Source organism: Citreicoccus inhibens (genome assembly GCF_019039035.1).
GTDB lineage: Bacteria > Myxococcota > Myxococcia > Myxococcales > Myxococcaceae > Citreicoccus > Citreicoccus inhibens.
The window spans coordinates 91,356-107,714 of sequence record NZ_JAHNZT010000020.1 but is presented as its reverse complement, the minus strand read 5'-3'; the positions used below and the strand labels follow the sequence as shown (position 1 = coordinate 107,714).

The following is a 16,359-nucleotide window of genomic DNA, read 5'->3' as shown; positions in this document are numbered from 1 at the left end:
TCAGCGGGCGCCCATCCCCACGCCCGCGGCGTCCGAGGGCGGGCGGCGCGGCTCGTAGAAGCTGACGCCCGTCACCTTCCACTTGTCGTACCGGGCGTTGCGCGCGAGGAACGTCTCCAGGTCCTCATCCACCACGCGGTTGTAGCCCCCGCGCGAGGCGTGGCGCAGGTACGTGCGGTGCCGCTTCTGCACCACGAAGCCCAGGTGGGAGATGCGCGTGGCCTTGAACGGCAGGTCCTCGCGCAGCACCACGAGCAACGTGCCCGAGGGCACATCCCGCGCATGCGCCAGCACCCGCGTAAGCGGCAGCATGTCGAGCGCGAACGTGCCCACCGGCTGGCGCTCTCGGGGCAGCAGCAGCTCACGCGACGACTTCGACTGCCACGTCTGCTTCGTGAGCGTCTTGGCGACGGACACCACATCCGAGCCGCCGTAGCGCCGCGTCACGTCCGTCAGGAAGCCTTTGTGGACGTTGTTGGGCAGCCACTGCGCCTCCATGAGGTGATTGCGGTCCTCGTAGGTCGGCACGGACGCGTAGCGGATCCGCTCGAGCAGCGACGCCACCTGGGCGTCGTCGCGCGCCAGGCTCATCGCCAGCGTCTCCTCGACGAAGGTGAGGCAATCCACCGCGTCCAGCCGGAACATCGGGTCGGGATCCACGCCCTGCCCCTCGCCCAGCGGCGAGTGGACGTAGGGCGTGTCGAGGAAGCGCTCACTCATGGACAACAGGCGCTCGGACAGCGGCGCATCGGCGCGCGCGGCGATGAGCGCGGCGCGCTGCGCGAGGGTAAGCCCCTCCCAACCGTTCTGCCGGGCGGGCGCCTGGGACAACAGCGCCGCGACCACCACGACCGCCGACATCATTTCGCCACACCCGCCTTGCGCAGGATGGCCTTGCGCTGGTCGTCCGCGAGTTGGAGCGTCTCCAGTTCCTTCTCGTAGTCGAGCTTGTCCGTCCCCTTCGCGTTCCACGAGGCCAGCACCAACCACTCGAGCATGGAGGCATCCCCACCCTGGTACAGGATGCGCGCGGCGGCCGCGGCCAGCGTGCGCTCCTTGTCCTCCAGCAGTGGCTGCAACGCGCGCGCGGACTTCTTCGCGGACACGCCCTCGTAGAGCTCCAGGCCCTGGCGCCGCACGAACTTGTCACTCGAGGCGAGCAGCCTGCCCGCGAAGGCCACGCCCTCGGGCGCATCCAGCCGGCACAGGCCCCGAGCCGCCGCGAAGCGCGTGCCCTCCGAGCCGCTGTCCAGGTACGCCTTCAGCGCGGGGATCTGCTTCTTGTCGCCCGTCTCACCCACGGAGGCCAGCATGGCGGCGCGGACCTCCAGGTCCGTCTCGTCCTTCGCCGCGGCCACCAGCACCCGCCCCATCTTCACGTTGCCGGACGCGCCGAGCGCCCGGGCCGCCTCGCGGCGCACGCCGCTGCTCTTGTCCTGCAGCAGCGGCAGCACCGGCTCCACCACCCGGCTGCGCACCCGCGCCAGGCCCTGCGCCGCGGACATCCGCACCGAGCCATCCGCGTCCGCCAGGAGCTGCACGAGCGCCCGCTCTCCCACCCGAGACCCCAGGCCCGAGAGCAGGGCCGCGAGGTTCCGGCGCGCGCGCTCGTCGACCACCCGGCGCATCTGCTCGGAGATCTCCGCGGCCGCGTAGTCCTCCTCGCGCAGGTAGTGGAGCCGGGACAGCGCCGCGGCCACCGTCCCACCTCGGATGACCTGGGCCACCACCTCGTCGGCCTCCATGCGGTGCTCGGCCTTCTTCACCGCGGTGGACGTGGCGCCCAAGGTGGGAGAGGCCCCCAGCAGCGCGAGCAGGACGAGGATGGAACGGGCGGAGGGGCGCACGGGACGGGGACGATGGCAAGCATGGGGGCATCCGTCAAAGAGTCGGACTCCGCCGAGCCTTCCCGCCTGCTCGGGTCTGCCCGATTCTTGACCCCCCGGGGGGCGATTGATACGACCGACCCTGACTCCTTCTGCGAGGCCCCACCCTATGAAGAGGCTGTCGGTCCTGTTGACGGTAGCGGGTGCGCTGGCCGCATGCGGCCCGGTGAAGACCACCGCGAACCTCCTCGACGCCGAGGTGCAGATTCAAGCCGCGCGCACGGCCGGCGCGGAGAAGGAGGCGCCCTACGAGTGGACCGCCGCCAATCTCTACCTGCAGAAGGCGCGCGAAGAGGTGGGCTACTCGGACTACCAGGCCGGCGTGGACTTCGCGGTGAAGGCCGCCCGCTTCGCCAACGAGGCGCGCGAAAAGTCCATGGCCGCGGCCGGCACCGACGCACCCGCCCGTCCCCAGAACCCGTGACGCCCGAGCGCCCCCCGATGAAGCGTCTGTCCCTTGCAGCGCTGCTCCTCTTGCTGTCCTCCGCGTGTGTCAGCGGAAACAAGATTCGCGCGGACACCCAGGTGCTCCAGGCGGACGTCGAGCGCGCCCGGCGCAGCGGCGCCCTGCGATGCGCCCCCACGGAGCTGGCCACCGCCGAGGCGAACCTCGACTTCGCCCGTGGCGAGCTGAGCCAGGGGGACAGCACCCGCGCCGCCCAGCACGTTCGCACCGCGGACGTGTCCATCAAGCGCGCGCTGGAGCTGTCCAAGAACTGCGGCCCGCGCCAGGTGCTGGTGCGAGACCGCCCCGAGCCGCAGCCCACGCCGCAGGCCCAGCCTCAGCAGCCGCAGGCCCAGCCTCAGCCCCAGCAGCCCTCGCAGGTCGTCGTCATCGAGGAGACGGACCGCGACGGCGACGGCGTGCTGGACAAGGACGACCCCTGCCCCGATCAGCCCGAGGACAAGGACGGCTTCCAGGACGAGGACGGCTGCCCCGAGCTGGACAACGACAACGACGGCATCCCGGACACGGAAGACAAGTGCCCGCTCAACCCCGGCGTCGCCGAGAACCACGGCTGCCCGATGGAAGCCCCGAAGGACCGCGACGGCGACGGCATCTTCGACAACGTCGACAAGTGCCCCGACCAGGCCGAGGACAAGGACGGCTTCCAGGATGAGGACGGCTGCCCGGACCTGGACAACGACGGCGACGGCATCGTCGACAGCTCGGACAAGTGCCCCAACGAGGCCGGTCCGCTCCAGAACCTGGGCTGCCCCATCGTCGACAAGGACGGCGACGGCATCAACGACGACAAGGACAAGTGCCCGGACGAGCCCGAGGACAAGGACGGCTTCCAGGACGAGGACGGCTGTCCGGATCTCGACAATGACAGCGACGGGCTGCCGGACGGCCAGGACAAGTGCCCGAACCAGGCGGGCCCCGCGGAGAATGGCGGCTGCCCGGACACGGACAAGGACAACGACGGCGTGGTGGACCGGCTGGATGCCTGCCCGGATCAGCCCGGCGTGAAGGAGGAGCGCGGCTGCGCCAAGCAGTACAAGCTCGTCGTCGTCACGCGGGACCGCATCGAGATCAAGAAGCAGATCCTCTTCGGCTCCGGGTCCGCGAAGATCATCGGCAAGCAGAGCCTCGCCATCCTGGACGACGTGGCCGCGGCGCTGCGTGACGCGCCCTACATCAAGAAGGTGCGCATCGAGGGCCACACCGACTCCATGGGCAACGACACGGCCAACCTGAAGCTGTCGCAGAAGCGCGCGGACGCGGTCATGGCGCAGCTGCTGCGCCGAGGCATCGACCCGGGTCGCGCGGAGGCCGTGGGCTTCGGCGAGACGAAGCCGATCGCCCCCAACAACACCAAGGCCGGCCGCGCGCAGAACCGCCGCACCGAGTTCAACATCGTCGACCAGTAGCCAGAGTCCGCCCCACGGCGGACCGTCTCACCCGCGCCTCCCGAGAGCCCTCTCTCGCGGAGGCGCTGTCACATCGACAGGTCAGCTGGCCTTCGCAGGCTGAAGAGGGTTCTCGAGGGCGCACGAGCCGCGGGGCGGCTCGAGCGTCGGCCTTCAGCCGTCCTTCAGCAACTCGTGAAGGACCTCGGTGGCGTAGGAGCCGCGGGGCAGCTCGAACGTCAGCCACATGTCTGCGCCCTCGGGCGTGAGCACGGGCGAGCCCAGGCGCACGCGGTAGGGCCGCCGGCTGCCCTCCGTCTCACCACCGCCACGCTGGAAGTCGCTCGCGGTGACGCCCTCCTCCGCGAGCAGGCGCGCCTCCCATTCGGCGACCTCGCCCTGCGCGGCCGTCATCTTCGGACCGAACAGCGGGCCGGCGGGGCTCACCTCGAACGAGGCCACGCGAGGGCCATCCACCTCCGGGGCCTCGCAGACAAACAGACCGCCCGTCTCCTCCTTGCGCAGCACGTCTCCGCGCAGGGCGGTGGCGAACGTCCCAGCCAGCAGGCGCAACACCAGCGCGCGGTTGAAGAGGCGAGACTGGAAGGCGGACAGGAAGAGCTTGCGCTGGAAACGGTCCGGCCGCTTGGGCAGACGCTGTCCCAGGATGAGCAGCTTGCCCTGGTCCGCGTTGTCGCCAGCCCGGCCGAAGCGCTGCTCCCCGAAGTAGTTGGGCACGCCCTGCGAGGACAGCCGCGCGAACGTCTCGCGCGCCGCGTCCAGGTCCTTCACGTCACGCACGCGCAGGCGGAAGCGGTTGCCACGCAGGTGCCCCGTCCTGAGCTTGTTGCCGTGCCGCCGCGCCTCCAACACGCGCACGCCCTCCAGCGAGAACTCGCCCAGCCGTGGCTCGGCGATGGCGGGCACGGACAGCCACTGGCGCGTGACGGCCTGGCGGTCCTTCATTCCCGCCACGCCCACGTCGTCCTCGCGAACGCCGAGCGCCTGGGACAACCCGCGCACCACCTCGCGCGTGTCGCGCCCGCGCTTCTCCACCCAGAGGTACAGGTGCGTGCCCTCTCCGGAGGGGAGGTAGGCGGGAAGCTCCTCCACCTCGAAGTCCTCAGGCGCCAGTTTGAAACCACCACCACAACCGGGAACGTCCGCGGTCAACCGCGGAAGACTGCTGTCCGTCACGATGCCTCAAGGGTCGCGAGAAGCTCTTTCACGCGCCGGGCGAGATCCTCATCCGCGCGGGACTCCAACAGCTCGCCGGCTTGGAAGAGGAGGAAGAACATCACGTCACTGAGGGCCTGCTTGAAGGACGCCAGCGGCTCACTGCCAAGCGCCGCGCGGTGGCGCTCAAACGCCTCCAGGAGCTGGGCCTCGGGCAGGCTGCCGTCCGCGGCGAAGGCCAGGCCTTGCAACACGGGCGAGGACGACAGCGCCTGGCCCGAGAGCGCCGCGTTGGCCGCGGCGATGAACTCGCGGTCCATGCCCTGCCGCGACACCTCGTCGCGAATCTCGCGGAAGATGAAGTTGAAGACCCGCGCCACGGGGCGCGCATCCACCGGAGCGGGCCGAGGCGTGGGCACCGGCCGCGCCGCCGGCACGGGCGCAACGGGGCGCTTCTCCACGGGCGCGGCCGTGGGTGGCGCCCCCGTAGGCTTGTCCGACAGCGCCGCGAAGCCACCTTCCAACAGACGGAAGACGACCTTGGTCGCGTCGAACTCGGACAGCTTCGCGGCGTGGCCCAGCTCCAGGATGGTGCGCCGCCCGTCCAGCAGGGCCAGCACCCGGTCCTCGTCCTCCTCCAGCTTGCCGTCCGAGGGGCGCTTGCGCGTGACGTACAGGCGCCCGTGGGGGATGCGCTTCCGGAAGTGCGCCATCTCGTCAATCTTCCGGATGCTGTCCATCAGCAGGCTCTGCGTGGAGAGCTGGATGGTGTGCCCTGTCTTCTCGTCCATCGGCTGATCGATGAGGAAGAAGGCGCCCTCGCGGCACAGCACGATGGCGTGGAAGATCTCGCTGACCTGATGCGTGACGCACTTGAACAGGTCATGCGCCTGCAGCACGCCCCGCTCCACCAGCGCGCGCCCCACCTTCGAGGGTGGCTGCTCGCGCAGCACCTGCTCGACGACGGCCCGCTCCACGTAGCCCAGGCGCACGAGCACCTCGCCCAGCCGGTCCGCCGGATCATCCGAGCTGGCGCCGCGAACCTCGCCCTCGCGAAACAGGACCGTTCGCTCGCCACCCGGCGTATGCACCCGGATGACGCCGCTCCAGCGCGACTGGCTCAGGAACGCGATGAGGTCCGACAGCGGGAAGCCCCCCGCGTCCCCCGCCAGCACCACGCGCGGCGTGGGGATGGAGCCCCCCTGCGGCGGCGTCCGGGAGAAGACGAGCAGGTCCGGCGTGGTGGGCAACAGCGCATAGGCCCCCGAGCGCCCCGACAACGGCGCCGGCCCCATGCGGTCCTCGGGAACCAGCTGCGAGGCCCCTTCGATGCGGAAGCGTTGCGTCATCCCCGCGTCAGTCAGCGGACCAGGCGTTGTTGTTGGTGCGCCACTCCAGCTCGTCCTCCAGGCTGTGGGCGAGCATCTCCGCCTCGTAGCCCAGGTCATAGAAGCGCCCGTTGAAGAACACGGACGGCGTGCCCGTGATCGCGGCCGAGCGCCCCTGGGCGCGGAACCCCTCCAGCTCCTGCTTGTACTGGTCCGTCTTCAGCACCGCGGCCAGCTTGGCGCCATCCAGGCCCAGCGACTTGGCCAGCGCGGGGAGCGACTCGGGCTTGAGGTTCTCCTGGTGCTCGAAGAGGGCGTCGTGCATCTCCCAGAACTTGCCCTGGTCGCGCGCCCACAGCGCCGCCTGCCCCGCGGGGATGGCGTTGGCGTGCATGGACAAGGGGAACGGCAGGTAGCAGAAGCGCACCTGCCCCGCGTTCTTCTTCGCGAAGCCCTCCAGAATGGGCCGGGCCTTGCCGCAGAACGGGCACTCGAAGTCGGAGAACTCGGCCACCGTCACCGGGGCCTTGGGGTCGCCCTGGCACATGCGCGGATCCACCTTCAGCTGGGCGCGCGGCTCGCGGAACGAGGCGTAGTACTTGGACAACGTGACGATGACCTCGGTGGCCGGACCGCCATCCGCCACCATGCGCGCGGCCAGCCGGGCCATGCGCTTGGCGTGCTTGCAGTTCGTGTGGCCCTTGAGGCAGGCGCCCAGGGTGTGGGGGCAGCCGCAGTAGCAGAACTCGTCGCTCATCACCGTGGCCAGCTCGCGCCTGGCGGCCGGCGACAGCGCCGAGAAGTCCATCCCCGGGATGCCGGTGAGCACCGCAGCGGGATCCGACGACGGAGTGGCCGCGGCGGGCGTGCCCGAAGTGGGCGTGGCGGTGCCGGTCGGAGACGTCGGCAGCGGCACCGAGGTGGCCAGGGACTCGCTCGGGGCGGGAGCGGGCGGCGGCGCGGCGGCGGACGGGGGGTTCTGGGTGCAGGCGGGGCCCGTCAGGACCATGGCGGCCAGCAGAGGAATGACACGCTTCCAGCAGGGGAGGAGCACGCCGCGGGTCTTAGCCATGCGCGCAAAGCTTGTAAAGGAAGGCAGGCTTTGGCAGGGGAGGGTCCCTTGCCCATGCCCAGAGTCCTGCTCCTTCACACCGGTGGAACCTTGGGGATGGCCGGAGGACGCCCGTCTGCCCTGCGTCCCGCGGCCTTCTTCAAGACGCTCCGCAAGCGCGCCCCAGAGCTGTTCCAGCTCGCCGACATCGAGCTGGAGCTGTTCTGCAACGTCGACAGCTCGGAGATGCAGCCCGAGCTGTGGAGCCGCATGGCCGCGCACCTCCACCAGCGCCTGTCCCACTTCGACGGGGCGGTGGTGACCCATGGCACGGACACGCTCGCGCACACGGCCAGCGCGCTGTCGTTCATGCTGCGCAACCCGCCCTGCCCCGTGGTGCTGACGGGCTCGCAGCGACCGCTGGGGGAGATCCGCTCGGACGCGCGGCTCAACCTCATCGACGCGGTCCTCTCCGCGCTCCAGGGTCCGCGCGAGGTGACCATCTGCTTCGACTCGCACCTCTACCGGGGCAACCGCACGCGCAAGGTGAAGGTGGCCGAGTACGACGCCTTCGAGAGCCCCAACTTCCCGGTGCTGGGCACGCTGGGCGTGGACGCCACCTTCGAACCGGGGCTCAAGGCCCGAGGCCCCTTCCGCCTCTTCGAGCGGCTCGACTCGCGCGTCTTCCTCCTCAAGGTGTACCCGGGGCTGGATCCGGCGCTGCCGCTGCAGCTCCTGCCGCACGTGAAGGGGTTCGTGGTGGAGGCGTATGGGGCGGGGAACTTCCCCATCGATCCGGAGCTCGGCCGTTCGCTGCGCCCGCTGTTCACCCAGGCCCGGGAGCGCGGGGTGCCGGTGCTGGTGGTGAGTCAGGCGCACCGCAACGGGGTGGACCTGTCGCTCTACGAGTCCGGCGCGGCGGCGCTGGCCGAGGGCGCGGTGGGGGCCGCGGACATGACCCCCTCGGCGGCCCTGGTGAAGCTGATGCAGGGGCTGGCCTACCACCCGAACTCGCCCGAGGCCCTCACCCGCTTCCTCCAGACGCCGGTGGCGGGCGAACTGACCGTCGGGCGCCTGACAGTTCCCCCACCCTCCCCGGCGCGGCGCCGGAACGCGCGGTCCGCGCGAGCGAAGTGACACGCCGGGTGGCGATCCATGAGGCGGCGAGCTTGCCGCCGCGAAATGGCGGCCCCTAAGATGGGAGACGCGATGTCCGAGGAGAAAACTTCCGTCCATTCCATTTCGGACCTGCTGGGCAGCGCCCAGCAGCAGAGCGCGTATCTGATCGTCATCAGCGCCAAGTCCGCGGCGGGCATTGGACGGATGTTCAAGCTGGATCGCTCGGAAGTGGTGCTTGGCCGCTCGGCCGAGGCCCAGTTCCAGGTCGAAGACGACGGAATCTCGCGCAAGCACGCCAAGGTGGTGGCCATCGGGGATGGCCGCTTCCAGTTGGTGGACCTGGGCAGCACCAACGGCACCTATCTCAACGGGCTGAAGGTCAGCGCGGCGCCGCTCTATGACGGGGACAAGATCCAGATCGGCTCGAACACCGTCCTGAAGTTCTCCATCCAGGACGCGCTGGAGGAGCAGTACCAGCGCAGCATCTACGAGTCCGCCACCCGCGACGGCCTCACCCGCCTCTACAACAAGAAGTACTTCATGGAGACGCTGCGCAAGGAGTTCGCGTACTGCCTGCGCCACCAGGTGCCGCTGTCGCTGGTGCTCTTCGACGTGGACCACTTCAAGCGCATCAACGACGTCTACGGCCACCCCGCCGGCGACTTCGTGCTGACGCGCATCGCGCAGCGGGTCAGCGACACGGTGCGCACCGAGGACCTCCTGGCCCGCTACGGCGGCGAGGAGTTCGCCCTCATGCTGCGCGAGTCCGCCGAGGACGCCGCGCTCGCGTGCGCCGAGCGCTGCCGCGTGGCGGTGGACCGCAGCGACTTCATGTTCAGCGGCACGCCCATCAAGGTGTCCATCAGCCTGGGCGTGGCCACGCTGCTCGACTCGGACTTCTCCCAGCCGGAGGACATCATCGGCGCCGCGGACAAGTACCTGTACCGGGCCAAGCACGCGGGCCGTAACCGCGTGGACGGCCGCAGCATCAGCGGCCCCTGAAGCCTCCACGCGCTACCGCGTGAACCCCAACCGGCGCAGCCCTTCGCGAGAGACGTGCTGGACGTGAGTGTCCGCGTCGTGGCTGACCGCCGCGGACAGCGCGGCGACCGCGAGCGGCCCCCCGATGTTGGCCAGCGCCTGCGCCGCGGCCACGCGCACTGCCACCACGGGGTCCTCGCGCAGGCACTCCGCCAGCGCCTTCACGTGAGGAGGGCGGCCAATGCGCTCCAGCGCCCGGGCGGCGGCGGCGCGAACCACCGGATGCTCCGAGCCCAGCAACTCCGCGGCATCATCCCCGTGCGTTGACTGACGAGGATCCGCCACCGCGTCCAGCGCCGCCGCCACCACTTCAGGCGCGGGGTCCTCCAGCGCGTGCGTCGCGGCCTGCGCCCCCTCGGCACTGCGCGGCATGGACGCCAGCGCGCGCACGGCCCCCGCCCGAACCTCGGAGGAGGGATCCGACAGGTAGCTCCCCAGCTTGCGGCTGTCGCGCGCGCTCTCGGGACAATCGCCCAGCAGGGCCACGGCCTCGCCGCGCACCGCCGGCGGCCGGGCCTTGTCCGAGGCCACCCCGTGCAGCAACGCCGCGCAGCCCTTGTCCCGCGCCAGGACCTCCAACCACGGGCGCGCGCTCTCTCCGGTCGTCGCGCCCTGGAGCTGCCTGGCCAGGTAGACCCGTCCCCCACTCCCATCAGACAGCGCGCGCGCCGCCAGCTCACGCGCGCGGCGGTCGTCATCCCCCAGCGCGGCCTCGAGTTCCTTGCGCGCCAGCGGCCCATAGATTCGCAGCGAGGCGAGCGCCCCACGCCGCACGCTCGCGTCCGCCGAGGTGAGCTGCGGCCGGAGCGCATCCAGTTCCTGCGAGTACACCGCGAACAGGCGATTGACGCGGGCCTCGTCCGCGGGCCGCGCCTCGCTCAAGAGCAACTGCCCCACGGAGGTCTGTCGCCGGGTGGCCACGGCCTTGAGGGACGCGGCCACGGTGGCATCCCCCGCCGCGGGCCGCCCCGCCATCGCCTCCAGCACCACTCGCGCGGGCGAGCGACTCAAGAAGACCCCCAGGTGCGCGAGCGCGGCCGGGCGCACGGACTCGTCCGTGGCGTACAACTCCAGCTCCAGCGCCTCGCGGATGGCGTCGCGGCGCGCCCACACCCGCGCGGCGGCGGCCGGCCCTCGCGAGCCCGCCTCTTTGAGGAAGTCCGCGGTGGACTGTCCCTGCTCGGCCGCGGCGCGCGCGGCGGTGAGGCACGCGTCGAGATCCGCTCCCGGAGAGGTGTCCACCACCCAGTCCGCCAACACGCGGCGCTCGGTGACGCCTCGGCTGCGCGCCTCCGCCTTCACCGCGCCCCAGCGCACGCGCCAGTCCGGATCCGTGCGCGCCGACGCCAGCACCCGGCGGTCCTCGCCCTGTGAACCGATGACGGACAGCCACGAGTCCACGCGCCCGCCCGTCATGCAGCGCGCATACGCCTGCGCCCGCAGCGCGCGGTCTGTCACGTGTCGCTGACAGGACACCCAGCAGGCCGCGGCACCCGTGCTGCCACGCTGCTGGCCGGCCGCCAGCAGCACCATCAGGAGGAGGGCGGGACTCACGAAGTGGACAGTGTAGCCCAGTGAACGCAGGGTTTTGGTCGTGCGTCCTTGCGTTTTGCGGGCCGCTGGGTAATACCCCCTGCCCTTTTCAGGAAGTCCTACATTCCAGCATCGGCGGAAGGAGGTGACAGTATGCCCGGTATTCGAGTCAAGGAAGGTGAGTCCATCGAGAGCGCCCTGAAGCGCTTCAAGAAGGCCACCGAGAAGGCCGGAATCCTCTCCGAGATCCGCAAGCGCGAGCACTACGAGAAGCCTTCCGTGAAGCGCAAGAAGAAGGCGCTCGCCGCCAAGAAGCGCGCCGTCAAGAAGGCCCGCAAGTCGTACTAAGCGCGCCTCGCGCCGAGGAGCCGGGGTTTCGTCAGTCGGAACCCTGGCTCCCGTCGCTCGCAGTTCCCGCCGTACCCTTTCCCGCCACCTCCGGGAGTCCCGAACATGGCCACCCTGAAAGAGCGCATCGACGCGGACCTGAAGGACGCGATGCGGTCCAAGAACGAACTGACCACCAGCGTCCTGCGGATGCTGAAGAGCTCCGTGAAGTACAAGGAAGTGGAGCCGGGTGCCTCGGCGCTCGACGACGCGGGCGTGCTCCAGGTCATCGCGGGCCTCATCAAGCAGCGCCGGGACTCCGTCGAGCAGTTCCGCGCCGGTGGCCGCCCCGAGTTGGCTGACAAGGAAGAGGCGGAGATTTCCGTTCTCCAGGGCTACCTGCCCCAGCAGCTCTCCCCCGACGAGCTGATCGCCGCCATCCAGGCCGCCATCGCTGAGGTGGGTGCGAAGGGCCCCAAGGACATGGGCGCCGTCATGAAGAACGTGAACCCCAAGGTCCAGGGTCGCGCCGAGGGCCGGGCCATCTCCGAGGCCGTCAAGGCGCAGCTCGCGAAGCTGTCCTGAGCGGACGCTTCTGTCCCGGGCACTGTGCGGAAACTCACGGTGCCCTCCCACCCGGTGGGGAGCGCCGAGCGGTTTTTTTGATCCGCCGCCCGTGCCCCATTAAGGGCTACCCGCGGGAGCATCGTCCGCCGCCCACCCAGGGGCCGGCGTGGCGGCTCCGCAGGAGTCCGTGAACGTGCCCATCCCCTCCTCCGCGTCCGCCCACCACGGGCCGCCCACCGCCCGAGCGGGGAGCGCCTGTGCGGGTGGAGGCTCTCCGGGGGACGTCAGGCCGGGCTGGAAGGATGCCTCCCAGGCGCCCTGGCCAGCGCGAGCCGCGGGGGGGAAGGCGTGATTCCCGAACACAAGATTCAAGAAGTCCTCGAGCGCGTCGACATCGTCACGCTCATCTCCCGGCACGTGGAGCTGAAGAAGGCCGGCCGCGAGTTCAAGGGCCGCTGCCCCTTCCACCAGGAGAAGACGCCGTCCTTCTACGTGGTGCCGGAGAAGCGGTTCTATTTCTGCCACGGCTGCCGGGCGAGCGGCGACGCGGTCTCCTTCGTCCAGCGCTACCTGGGCAAGACGTTCCTGGACGCGGTGCGCGACCTGGCCCGCGAGGTAGGCATTGACCTCGAGGCGGCGCAGGACCCCGGGATGCGCGAGCGCCAGGAGCTCAAGTCCGCCACGGACATGGCCGCCGAGCACTTCCGCGCGCTGCTCTGGCAGGAGGACGAGGGCCGCGCCGCCCGCGCCTACCTGCACAGCCGCGGCGTCTCCGACGAGGTGGCCCACGCGTTTGGTCTCGGCTGGGCGCCCCACGCCTGGAGTCTTCTGGCGGACCGCTTCCAGAAGCACGGCATGCTCGAGTGGGGCATGAAGGCGGGCCTCGTCCTCAAGCGCAACTCCGGCGACGGCTGCTTCGACTTCTTCCGCAGCCGCCTCATGGTGCCCATCCGCGCGCCAGAGGGCCGCCCCATCGCCTTTGGTGGCCGCGTGGTGGGCGTGGAGGACGGCGGGCCCAAGTACCTCAACTCGCGCGAGTCCCGGCTGTACAACAAGAGCGAGACGCTCTTCGGGATGGACCAGGCGCGTGACGAGCTGCGCAAGCGCAAGGCCGCGGTGCTCGTCGAGGGCTACTTCGACTGCATCGGGCTGCACCAGGTGGGCGTGAAGCACGCGCTGGCCCTGTGCTCCACCAACCTGACCGCGGGCCACCTCCAGGTGCTGCGCCGCGCCGAGGCACGCGACCTCGTGCTGCTCCTGGACGGAGACGCGGCGGGGCTCGCGGCCGTCGAGCGGCTGGCCGGCCCGCTGCTCGCCGCCGGCGCGCCCACCCGCGTCGCCTTGCTGCCCCAGGGAGACGACCCGGACACCTTCGCCCGCCGGGAGGGCGCCGAGGGCGTGGAGCGCCTCCTGGAGGCCGCCCAGCCCCTCACCACCTACCTCTTCGCCACCCTGCTGCCGCAAGGCCGCGCGGCCACCTTCGAGGAGAAGATGGCCGCGCTGGAGCGGCTCAAGCCCGTGGCCGTCCAGGTTCCCCCGGGGCTGGTGCGCTCCGCGCTGTTTGGCTCGCTGGCGGACCACTTCGGCTGGCAGCCGGCCCAGATTGAAACGTCGTTGCGCGCCAAGACACCTCCGCCCGCGCCCCCGGCCCCACCCGCCCACGAGGCCACGGCCCGCCCCGCGCCCCGCCCGGTCGCCGAGCGCCCTCCTCCCGAGAGCGAAGCGCTCTACGTGGCCGCCATCCTGCGCGAGCCTCGCCTGCTCGCCCGCGACACGTTCCGCGTGTGTGACGAACTTTCCCACATGGGGCTGCGCGTGGTGCTGGCTCACGCCACCTCGGGACGCGGGACGAGCGACGCGTTGTTCGAGACCAGTGAGCTGGTGAAGAAGGCCATCGACGCGGCATGGCGGCGGCTCTCCGAGGGAGGACTCGCCCTGGAGAGCGAGTTCATCCTTGTCTGCCGAGACATCATGCTGCGGCGGATCGCCGAGCGGCTCGTTTATATAAAGCGTGCGACAGAGCAGACGCCGGGGGCGTTTGATTTGACGGAGGAGACTCGCCAGCTCCTGGCCGAGCGCATCGAGCTGCTGGCTCTCAAGAAGCGCATCGAGGACGAGTTGCGCCCATCCGGAGCGGGAACAAAGGCCCCAATGCAACCGGTTTGAGTTCGCGTTTGTAAGAAACCTCGACTTTGCGGTAGATCGGCCGGCTCGCCCCAGGCCTCAAGCATCTGATTTTCCTCAAGGAGAAGTACCCGAATGCCGACGCAGAAGCCCTCCAAGGGGTCCGTGAAGCCCACCAAGAAGAAGGTGGATCCGGTGATCCGCAAGAAGAAGGCTCCGGACGCTCCGGCGGCGGCGGTGGCGAAGGGTGCCAAGGCGGGCGCCGAGGAGAAGGAGGCCGTCGCGAAGGAGGCCGCTGCCGCTACCGCTGAGGCCACCGAGAAGACGAAGAAGAAGAAGGGCGTGGCGGCGATCGCCGACGACGTGGACCCCGAGGAGGCCGCCGAGGAGGCCGCCGCCGCCGTCGAGGTGGACCCGGACGCCGTCGAGGACGACGTCGAGGAGGACCCCGTCGCCGAGCGCAAGGAAGTGAAGGACCTCTTGGCCGCTGGGCGCGAGAAGGGGTTCCTCACCTACGACGAGGTCAATGACGCCCTGCCTGCGGACATCGTGTCGTCGGATCAGATCGACGACGTGATGAGCATGTTCGGCGACAACGACATCGAGATTGTCGACGCGCAGAAGGCCGCGCAGTCCAACGAGATCAAGCCCACCGTCGCCGTCGAGGAAGAGAAGGAAGAGGCCGACGAGGACGAGAAGGACGAGGACGACGAGCCGGGTGGCAAGTCCAACGACCCCGTCCGCCTGTACCTGCGCAAGATGGGCAGCGTCAGCCTGCTCACGCGCGAGGGCGAAGTGGAGATCGCCAAGCGCATCGAGGAGGGCGAGAAGGAAGTCCTCCGCGCGCTGCTCGCCTGCCGCGTCGCCGTGGCGGACATCCTCGACATTGGCAACCGGCTGAAGACGGGCAAGCTGCGCGTGCGCGACGTCATCAAGGACGCGCCCGAGGAGACCAACGCCGAGGGTGGCGAGGAGCCGACCGAGGAGGGCGTGGACGGTGAGGGCGCTCCGGCGCAGCTCGCGCAGAGCGAACTGAACAAGATCGAGCAGATCTGCAAGCAGATCGAGCGCTTCCGCAAGTTCGCCAAGGACTGCGAGGTGCTGGAGGAAGAGCTCGCCTCGAAGAAGAAGCTCACCGAGGTGCGCAAGAAGGAGCTGAAGCAGGAGGTGAAGGACCTTCGGACCAAGATGATGGAGGTCCTGGAGGAGATGCGGCTCAACAAGAAGCAGGTGGACCGCATCGTCATCAACCTGAAGGCGCTCATCGAGCGCGTCGACAAGGCCGAGGACGAGATCCGTGACCTGGAGCGCCGCTACGGCGTGTCCGTCAAGGAGCTGCGTCCCCAGCTCAAGGAGTCGCGCGAGAACCCCACCATCGCCAAGAAGCTCCAGAAGCAGCTCAACTTCACCCCTGAGCAGTTGGAGATGCTCGACCGCGACGTGCGCACCGCGGTGCGGAAGATCAAGCGCGTGGAGGAGGAGGCCAACCTTCCCCACGAGGCGCTGCGCCGCAACTACGACGCCATCCGCCTGGGCGAGAAGCGCGCCGAGCGCGCCAAGAGCGAGCTGGTGGAGGCGAACCTGCGCCTCGTGGTGTCCATCGCGAAGAAGTACACGAACCGTGGCCTCCAGTTCCTGGACCTCATCCAGGAGGGCAACATCGGCCTCATGAAGGCCGTGGACAAGTTCGAGTACAAGCGCGGCTACAAGTTCTCGACGTACGCCACCTGGTGGATTCGTCAGGCCATCACCCGCGCCATCGCGGATCAGGCCCGCACCATCCGCATCCCGGTGCACATGATCGAGACCATCAACAAGCTCATCCGCACCAGCCGCTACCTCGTGCAGGAGATTGGCCGCGAGCCGACGCCCGAGGAGATCGCGGAGAAGATGGAGCTGCCGCTCGACAAGGTCCGCAAGGTCCTGAAGATCGCCAAGGAGCCCATCTCCCTCGAGACGCCGATTGGCGAGGAAGAGGACAGCCACCTGGGCGACTTCATCGAGGACAAGAGCCTCGTGTCGCCGGCGGACGCGGTCATCAACATGAACCTGGCGGAGCAGACCCGCAAGGTGCTGGCCACGCTGACGCCGCGCGAGGAGAAGGTCCTGCGCATGCGCTTTGGCATCGGCGAGAAGAGCGACCACACGCTGGAAGAGGTGGGTCAGGACTTCGAAGTGACGCGCGAGCGCATCCGTCAGATTGAGGCCAAGGCGCTGCGCAAGCTGCGCCACCCGAGCCGCTCCAAGCGGCTGCGCTCCTTCGTGGAGAGCTGACGCGCGCCTCCCCGCGTGAAAGCACCAGGCCCCCGTTCCCAAGTCGTGGACCGGGGGCCTTCGTGTTTCTAGAGTCCGC

14 protein-coding genes are annotated in these 16,359 nt (G+C 69.8%); 8 read left to right on the top strand and 6 right to left on the bottom strand.

Going from position 1 to position 16,359, the window contains the following annotated elements; translation table 11 throughout:
* Together KRR26_RS22525 and KRR26_RS22520 are read right to left on the bottom strand one after the other, a co-directional pair.
* Complete coding sequence (locus KRR26_RS22525; RefSeq protein ID WP_120210707.1) at window positions 1–864, bottom strand: N-acetylmuramoyl-L-alanine amidase-like domain-containing protein; 864 nt, start codon at window positions 862–864, stop codon at window positions 1–3.
* Window positions 861–1,847 carry a HEAT repeat domain-containing protein gene (locus tag KRR26_RS22520; protein WP_217080776.1) on the bottom strand — a complete coding sequence of 329 codons (987 nt, stop codon included), beginning with the start codon at window positions 1,845–1,847 and terminating at the stop codon, window positions 861–863. Before KRR26_RS22520 ends, KRR26_RS22525 begins: the two co-directional genes overlap by 4 nt.
* 148 nt (window positions 1,848–1,995) lie before the next feature.
* On the opposite strand from KRR26_RS22520, the gene KRR26_RS22515 reads away from it, so the two are divergent.
* On the top strand, window positions 1,996–2,310 hold the full coding sequence (locus tag KRR26_RS22515) for a DUF4398 domain-containing protein (RefSeq protein ID WP_120210709.1): 315 nt from the start codon (window positions 1,996–1,998) through the stop codon (window positions 2,308–2,310).
* Between the two features lie 17 nt (window positions 2,311–2,327).
* Window positions 2,328–3,761 carry an OmpA family protein gene (locus KRR26_RS22510; protein ID WP_120210710.1) on the top strand — a complete coding sequence of 478 codons (1,434 nt, stop codon included), beginning with the start codon at window positions 2,328–2,330 and terminating at the stop codon, window positions 3,759–3,761.
* Between the two features lie 153 nt (window positions 3,762–3,914).
* On the opposite strand, the gene truD is transcribed toward KRR26_RS22510, so the two are convergent.
* The 3 genes from truD to KRR26_RS22495 are packed head-to-tail and all read right to left on the bottom strand — an operon-like array spanning window position 3,915 to window position 7,316.
* Window positions 3,915–4,937 (bottom strand): tRNA pseudouridine(13) synthase TruD, encoded by a 1,023-nt coding sequence (gene truD, locus KRR26_RS22505; RefSeq protein ID WP_217080775.1) that lies wholly within the window; start codon window positions 4,935–4,937, stop codon window positions 3,915–3,917.
* Complete coding sequence (locus tag KRR26_RS22500) at window positions 4,934–6,265, bottom strand: DUF4388 domain-containing protein (RefSeq protein ID WP_233577527.1); 1,332 nt, start codon at window positions 6,263–6,265, stop codon at window positions 4,934–4,936. Before KRR26_RS22500 ends, truD begins: the two co-directional genes overlap by 4 nt.
* Before the next feature lie 7 nt (window positions 6,266–6,272).
* Complete coding sequence (locus KRR26_RS22495) at window positions 6,273–7,316, bottom strand: DsbA family protein (protein WP_236069016.1); 1,044 nt, start codon at window positions 7,314–7,316, stop codon at window positions 6,273–6,275.
* A 54-nt stretch (window positions 7,317–7,370) separates the two neighbouring features.
* On the opposite strand from KRR26_RS22495, the gene KRR26_RS22490 reads away from it, so the two are divergent.
* Together KRR26_RS22490 and KRR26_RS22485 are read left to right on the top strand one after the other, a co-directional pair.
* Entirely contained in the window at window positions 7,371–8,432 is a 1,062-nt protein-coding gene (locus KRR26_RS22490; protein ID WP_120210714.1) for an asparaginase, read from the top strand.
* Between the two features lie 72 nt (window positions 8,433–8,504).
* Entirely contained in the window at window positions 8,505–9,416 is a 912-nt protein-coding gene (locus tag KRR26_RS22485) for a GGDEF domain-containing protein (RefSeq protein ID WP_120210715.1), read from the top strand.
* A gap of 12 nt (window positions 9,417–9,428) precedes the next feature.
* Here the strand turns inward: KRR26_RS22485 and KRR26_RS22480 are convergent, their stop codons facing one another.
* A complete protein-coding gene (locus KRR26_RS22480; RefSeq protein ID WP_328707189.1) occupies window positions 9,429–11,009 on the bottom strand; it encodes a HEAT repeat domain-containing protein in 1,581 nt (526 codons plus the stop codon).
* 132 nt (window positions 11,010–11,141) lie between these two features.
* Here KRR26_RS22480 and rpsU point away from each other — a divergent pair, with 132 nt between their 5' ends.
* The 4 genes from rpsU (at window position 11,142) to rpoD (ending at window position 16,280) form a co-directional block, all read left to right on the top strand.
* Window positions 11,142–11,336, top strand: a complete 195-nt coding sequence (gene rpsU, locus KRR26_RS22475; protein WP_014395136.1) for a 30S ribosomal protein S21 — start codon at window positions 11,142–11,144, stop codon at window positions 11,334–11,336.
* Between the two features lie 105 nt (window positions 11,337–11,441).
* Window positions 11,442–11,900, top strand: coding sequence for a GatB/YqeY domain-containing protein (locus KRR26_RS22470; RefSeq protein WP_120210716.1), 459 nt, complete (start codon window positions 11,442–11,444; stop codon window positions 11,898–11,900).
* Between the two features lie 330 nt (window positions 11,901–12,230).
* On the top strand, window positions 12,231–14,048 hold the full coding sequence (gene dnaG / locus KRR26_RS22465) for a DNA primase (RefSeq protein ID WP_217080774.1): 1,818 nt from the start codon (window positions 12,231–12,233) through the stop codon (window positions 14,046–14,048).
* A 93-nt stretch (window positions 14,049–14,141) separates the two neighbouring features.
* A complete protein-coding gene (gene rpoD / locus KRR26_RS22460; RefSeq protein WP_120210718.1) occupies window positions 14,142–16,280 on the top strand; it encodes an RNA polymerase sigma factor RpoD in 2,139 nt (712 codons plus the stop codon).
* Window positions 16,281–16,359 lie beyond the last annotated feature (79 nt).